The organism is Kitasatospora sp. NPDC024654, assembly GCF_055559155.1.
Genome location: NZ_JBVHLF010000008.1, coordinates 43,413 through 49,964 on the forward strand (window position 1 = coordinate 43,413; position 6,552 = coordinate 49,964).

5 protein-coding genes are annotated in these 6,552 nt (G+C 72.0%); 1 reads left to right on the forward strand and 4 read right to left on the reverse strand.

Annotation, left to right across the window (positions count from 1 at the left end; translation table 11 throughout):
- Window positions 1–63: 63 nt before the first annotated feature.
- The 4 genes from ACZ38L_RS07240 to ACZ38L_RS07255 all read right to left on the reverse strand — a co-directional run bounded on the left by ACZ38L_RS07240 (window position 64) and on the right by ACZ38L_RS07255 (window position 2,753).
- Entirely contained in the window at window positions 64–516 is a 453-nt protein-coding gene (locus ACZ38L_RS07240) for a GNAT family N-acetyltransferase (protein WP_465690086.1), read from the reverse strand.
- Complete coding sequence (locus ACZ38L_RS07245) at window positions 516–1,454, reverse strand: RluA family pseudouridine synthase (protein WP_465690088.1); 939 nt, start codon at window positions 1,452–1,454, stop codon at window positions 516–518. Before ACZ38L_RS07245 ends, ACZ38L_RS07240 begins: the two co-directional genes overlap by 1 nt.
- Before the next feature lie 23 nt (window positions 1,455–1,477).
- On the reverse strand, window positions 1,478–2,128 hold the full coding sequence (gene lspA / locus ACZ38L_RS07250) for a signal peptidase II (RefSeq protein WP_465690301.1): 651 nt from the start codon (window positions 2,126–2,128) through the stop codon (window positions 1,478–1,480).
- A gap of 106 nt (window positions 2,129–2,234) precedes the next feature.
- Window positions 2,235–2,753, reverse strand: coding sequence for a TraR/DksA family transcriptional regulator (locus ACZ38L_RS07255; RefSeq protein WP_465690091.1), 519 nt, complete (start codon window positions 2,751–2,753; stop codon window positions 2,235–2,237).
- A gap of 598 nt (window positions 2,754–3,351) precedes the next feature.
- On the opposite strand from ACZ38L_RS07255, the gene ileS reads away from it, so the two are divergent.
- A complete protein-coding gene (ileS, locus tag ACZ38L_RS07260) occupies window positions 3,352–6,480 on the forward strand; it encodes an isoleucine--tRNA ligase (protein WP_465690093.1) in 3,129 nt (1,042 codons plus the stop codon).
- The last annotated feature ends 72 nt before the right edge of the window (window positions 6,481–6,552 follow it).

A 6,552-nucleotide genomic window follows, 5' to 3' on the forward strand; every position in this document is an offset into this window, starting at 1 on the left:
TGAGGCCCCCTCGGCCGGCACCGAGCTCCGACCCCAGTGGGGGCCCGGGTGTGGACCCGGTGCTCAGAGCGCCTTGGTCATGGTCCGGTGCGGTATCCCGGCGTCGTCGTAGACCGGGCCCTCGGCGGTGTAGCCGAGCCGCTGGTAGAAGCCGAGCGCCTGCACCTGGGCGTGCAGCTCGCACTCCCGGGCCCCCAGCTCCCGCCCGGCCCGCTCGATCGCGCCGACCAGGGCCACCCCGAGGCCGGTGCCGCGGGCCGCCTTGACCACGGCGAGCCGGCCGAGCAGCACCCGGCCCTCGACACCGGTGAGCGCCAGCGCCTGCTCGCCGCTGATCAGCCGCGCGGTGCCGAGCGGCGCGCCGTCCGGGCCGGTGGCCAGCAGGTGCAGCGAGGTGGCGTCGAGCTCGTCGTACTCCAGCTCGACCGGCACGCTCTGCTCGACGACGAAGACCTCCTGGCGGACCCGGCGTGCCAGCGCCAGGTCGTCCGGCGTGTCCGCGACCCGGATCTCCATCAGCTCTCCGCCGAGATGATGTCCAGCGCGTGCTGCAGGTCGGCCGGGTAGGGGCTGTCGAACTGCACCCACTCGCCGTCGGCCGGGTGCTCGAAGCCGAGCGAGACGGCGTGCAGCCACTGCCGGGTCAGCCCGAGCCGCTTGGCCAGCGTGGGGTCGGCGCCGTAGGTGAGGTCGCCGACGCAGGGGTGGCGCAGCGCCGACATGTGCACCCGGATCTGGTGGGTGCGGCCGGTCTCCAGCTTGATGTCCAGCAGCGAGGCGGCCCGGTAGGCCTCGATCAGGTCGTAGTGGGTGACCGAGGGCTTGCCGTCCCGGGTGACCGCCCACTTCCAGTCCGAGCTCGGGTGCCGGCCGATCGGCGCGTCCACCGTGCCGCTCATCGGGTCGGGGTGGCCCTGCACCAGGGTGTGGTACTTCTTCGCGGTCACCCGGTCGTGGAACTGCCGCTTCAGGTCGGTGTACGCACGTTCGGACTTGGCCACCACCATCAGGCCGGAGGTGCCGACGTCCAGCCGGTGCACGATGCCCTGACGCTCGGCGGCGCCGGAGGTGGAGATCCGGTAGCCGGCTGCGGCCAGGTGGCCGATCACGGTCGGGCCGGTCCAGCCGGGGCTGGGGTGGGCGGCGACCCCGACCGGCTTGTCGACGAGCACGATGTCGTCGTCGTCGTGGACGATCCGCATGCCGTCGACGTGCTGCGGGACGACCTGGACCGGGGCCTCCGGCGCGGGCATCTCGACCTCCAGCCAGGAGCCGGCCATCACCCGGTCGGACTTGCCCGCCTGGGAGCCGTCGATCCGGACCTTGCCCTCGGCCGCCAGCTCGGCGGCCTTCGTGCGGGAGAAGCCGAACATGCGGGCGAGGGCGGCGTCGAGACGCTCGCCCTCGAGGCCGTCCGGTACGGGAAGCGTGCGGATCTGCGCTGCGGTACTCACCCGTACGAGTATGCCGTAACCCGTCAGTCGCCCTTGGCCGCCGGCTGGTGGGTGGAGCCGTCGGGATTGCTGCCGCGGAACGAGAGCAGCACCACCAGGATCCCGCCGCTGACGATGCACGAGTCGGCGAGGTTGAAGACCGCGAAGTGCTGGACCGAGATGAAGTCCACCACGTGGCCGCGGAACACCCCCGGCGCCCGGAACAGCCGGTCGGTGAGGTTGCCGAAGGCACCGCCCAGCAGCAGGCCCAGCGCGATCGCCCAGGGCAGGCTGTAGAGCCGGCGGGAGATCCGCCAGATCACCACGATGACGGCGGCGGCGATCAGGGTGAAGACCACGGTCATGGTCTGGCCCATCCCGAAGGCGGCCCCGGGGTTGCGGATCACCTGCAGGGTGACCACGTCGCCCGCGATCCGGATCGGGACGCGGTGCTCCAGGTGGGCCACCACCAGCAGCTTGCTGGTCAGGTCGATCAGGAAGGCGAGCAGCGCCACCGAGAAGAGCACGCCGAGCCGGCGGCGGCGCACAGCAGCCCGGTCACCGGCCGCGGTGGCCCCGGCCGGCCCGGGCTGCGCCGGGGCCGCCTCCACCGACTCGGGCTTGGCTTCCGCCGCTGCGTCCTCGGGCGGGACGGACCCGTCCTGGGTCTGGGGGGAACCTGGCGTAGTGATGATCCGCTCCGCTGCCGAAAGGGGGCCGACATTACGGAGTCGAGCGTACGGCACGCGGCGCGCCCGGCCACCCCGCCCCGTGCCGTCGCCCCTTCGACCGGACCCGCCGTCAGCGGCGTTCCTGCTTCGCCTTGCAGGAGATGCAGAGCGTCGCCCGCGGGAACGCCTGCAGCCGGGCCTTGCCGACCGCCTGCCCGCAGGACTCGCAGACGCCGAAGCCGACCCCCTCCAACCGGGCGAGTGCCCGCTCGGTCTGGCTCAGCATGTCGCGCGCGTTGTTGGCCAGCGCGAGTTCGCTCTCCCGGTTGATGTTCTTGGTGCCGGCGTCGACCTGGTCGTCGCCCGCGCCGTCGTTGGAGTCCCGCATCAGGCCGGTGAGCGCCGCCTCGGCGGCGTCGATCTCGTCCCGCAGCCGCTCCAGCTCACCGTTCAGCTCCGCGTGCAGCTCCGCGACCTCGGCGGTGGTCCACGGCTCCTCACCCGGCCGGACCGGCAGCTCGGCGGGGTCGACCGCCTCGGCGCCACCGGGGTTCGCGGCTCTGGCCCCGCTCCCGGCCGGAGTGTGGTTACGGCTGGGAGCCGCGCCGCGCCCGGTGGTGGTGCTGGTCTTCCGCCGTGTCGTGGTCACGGAACCCTCCCCTGAGTCGCCTGCCACGGCCTTCCGGGTCCGCCTGGTGGCGGTACCCGCGCCCGTTGCCTTCTCAGCCATGGCTTCGACCCCATCTACGAATGACTCCGGCCGACGGTTCCCGTCGGCCTCTGGTGCCGGAACGATAATCCTGATCGAATCCGGTCACAACGGGACATACCGTTCCCTCACAGTGATCCCACCCGGCCAGCCGCGCCGGACGGCTCGTGCCCGGGCATTGACAAAGTTGTGCCCAGATCGTCACCGCTTAACCGCCCCCGGGACCGGGCGGGCGCTGGCCAAAACGGCTTGCCAGGACCGATAGACTGGGCCGGCAAGGCGCAGATGGGACGAGTACCGACGTGTGCGGCCAGGAGCGACCCGGGGATGGTGCGAGCCCGGGGGCGAGCGCGGCGGGAAGATCACCCGGAGCCGCCGGAAGAACAGCCCCGCGGGGCCCAGTAGAACCGGCCGCAACCCCCAAGGAGTGGGCCGTCAGCGGGATCGACGGCCAAGGAGGGTGGTACCGCGGGACGGCATGCCGTCTCGTCCCTCCGTCGGAGCCAGCCCACGCATCCGCCGGAGGTAGACACCGCCGATGAGCACCTACAACCCCGTCCCCGCCCAGGTGGACCTCCCCACCCTCGAACACCAGATCCTCAGCTTCTGGCGCGACCAGAAGGTCTTCCAGCGCACCCTGGAGCAGTCCGCCGGCCGCCCCGAGTGGGTCTTCTACGAGGGCCCGCCGACCGCCAACGGCATGCCCGGCGCCCACCACATCGAGGCCCGGGTCTTCAAGGACGTCTTCCCGCGCTATCGGACCATGAAGGGCTACCACGTGGCCCGCAAGGCCGGCTGGGACTGCCACGGCCTCCCGGTCGAGCTGGCCGTCGAGAAGGAGCTGGGCTTCTCCGGCAAGCCGGACATCGAGAAGTACGGCATCGCCGAGTTCAACGCCAAGTGCCGCGAGTCGGTCACCCGGCACACGGACGAGTTCACCAAGCTCACCGAGCGGATGGGCTACTGGGTCGACCTCGACGAGGCCTACCGGACCATGGACCCCTCGTACATCCAGTCGGTCTGGTGGTCGCTCAAGCAGATCTTCGACAAGGGCCTGCTGGTCCAGGACCACCGGGTCGCCCCCTGGTGCCCGCGCTGCGGCACCGGCCTCTCCGACCACGAGCTGGCCCAGGGCTACGAGACGGTCGTCGACCCCTCGGTCTTCGTCCGCTTCCCGCTGACCAGCGGCCCGCTGGCCGGCCGGGCCGCGCTGCTGGTGTGGACCACCACCCCGTGGACGCTGGTCTCCAACACCGCCGCCGCCGTGCACCCCGAGGTCCGCTACGTGGTGGCCACCGACGGCACCGAGCAGCTGGTGGTCGCCGAGCCGCTGCTCGGCAAGGCGCTGGGCGAGGGTTGGGAGGCCACCGGCGAGTCCTTCACCGGTGCCGAGATGGAGCGCTGGACCTACCGGCGCCCGTTCGAGCTGGTGGAGCTGGAGGGCGCGCACTTCGTCCTCAACGCCGACTACGTCACCACCGAGGACGGCACCGGCATCGTCCACCAGGCGCCCGCCTTCGGCGCCGACGACCTCGCGACCTGCCGCAAGTACGGCCTGCCGGTGGTCAACCCGGTGGAGGCCGATGGCACCTTCGCGGCGGACGTCCCGCTGGTCGGCGGGGTCTTCTTCAAGAAGGCCGACGAGCAACTGGTCGCCGACCTCGAGGAGCGCGGCCTGCTCTTCCGCCACCTGCCGTACGAGCACAGCTACCCGCACTGCTGGCGCTGCCACACCGCGCTGCTCTACTACGCGCAGCCGTCCTGGTACATCCGGACCACCGCCGTCAAGGACGCGATGATCCGTGAGAACGAGGCCACCAACTGGTTCCCGGAGACGGTCAAGCACGGCCGTTTCGGCGACTGGCTGAACAACAACATCGACTGGGCGCTCTCCCGCAACCGCTACTGGGGCACCCCGCTGCCTATCTGGCGTTGCGAGGAGAGCCACCTGACCTGCGTCGGCTCGCTGGCCGAGCTGAGCGAGCTGACCGGCAGCGACCAGAGCGCGCTCGACCCGCACCGCCCGTTCATCGACGAGGTCACCTTCGCCTGCCGCGAGTGCTCCGGCACCGCCACCCGGGTGCCCGAGGTGATCGACGCCTGGTACGACTCGGGCTCGATGCCGTTCGCCCAGTACGGCTACCCGTACCAGAACAAGGAGCTGTTCGAGAGCCGCTACCCGGCCCAGTTCATCTCCGAGGCGATCGACCAGACCCGCGGCTGGTTCTACACGCTGATGGCGGTCGGCACCCTGGTGTTCGACAGGTCGTCCTACCAGAACGTGGTCTGCCTGGGCCACATCCTGGCCGAGGACGGCCGCAAGATGTCCAAGCACCTGGGCAACATCCTGCAGCCGATCCCGCTGATGGACCAGCACGGCGCCGACGCGGTGCGCTGGTTCATGGCGGCCGGCGGCTCGCCCTGGTCGGCCCGCCGGGTCGGCCACGGCACGATCCAGGAGGTGGTCCGCAAGACGCTGCTCACCTACTGGAACACCGTCGCCTTCCAGGCCCTGTACGCCCGGACCGCCGGCTGGGCGCCGAGCGCCGGCGACCCGGCGCCGGCCGACCGCCCGCAGCTCGACCGCTGGGTGCTCTCCGAGCTGAACACCCTGGTCAAGGAAGTCGACGCGGCACTCGAGGGGTACGACACGCAGCGCGCCGGCAAGCTGCTCTCGGGCTTCGTCGACGACCTCTCCAACTGGTACGTGCGCCGCGGCCGCCGCCGCTTCTGGCAGGGCGACGCCGCCGCGCTCGCCACCCTGCACGAGGCGCTGGAGACGGTCACCCGGCTGATGGCCCCGCTGACCCCGTTCATCACCGAGCGGGTCTGGCAGGACCTGGTGGTCCCGGTGGCCCCGGACGCGCCGGCCTCGGTGCACCTGGCCTCCTGGCCGGTAGCCGACGAGGCGCTGGTCGACACCGACCTCTCCCGGCACATGGCGCTGGTCCGCCGCCTGGTCGAGCTGGGCCGGGCGACCCGTGCCGAGTCCGGGGTGAAGACCCGTCAGCCGCTCTCCCGTGCGCTGATCGCGGCCCAGGGCTGGGAGGAGCTGCCCGCCGACCTGCGCGTGCAGATCGCCGAGGAGCTCAACGTCTCCACCCTGGAGTCGCTGGCCGCCGTCGGCGGTTCGCTCGTCGACACCACCGCCAAGGCCAACTTCCGCGCCCTCGGCAAGCGCTTCGGCAAGGGCGTCCAGGAGGTGGCCAAGGCGGTCGCCGCCGCCGACGCCGCTGTGCTCGCCGCCGAACTGCGCGCCACCGGTGCCACCTCGGTGCAGCTGGACGGCGAGACCGTCGCGCTCTCCCCGGACGAGGTGATCATCACCGAGACCCCGCGCGAGGGCTGGGCGGTGGCCAACGAGTCCGGCGCCACGGTCGCCCTCGACCTGGCCATCACCCCGGAGCTCAAGCGCCTCGGCATCGCCCGCGACGCGATCCGGCAGATCCAGGAGGCCCGGAAGAACTCCGGCCTGGACGTCGCCGACCGCATCGTGCTGCGCTGGCTGGCCACCGTCCCGGAGACCACCGACGCCATCACCGAGCACGGCGCGCTGGTCGCCGACGAGGTCCTCGCCACCGACTTCGCCACCGGCCCGGCCGACTGGCAGTCGGAGACCTTCACCGACGAGGGCCTCGGCCTGACCTTCCAGCTCCGCAAGGCGTAGTCGGACGGGGGGGGGGGGGGGGGGGGGGGGGGGGGCGGGGGGGGGGGGGGGGGGACGGGCCTCTGCGTCCCC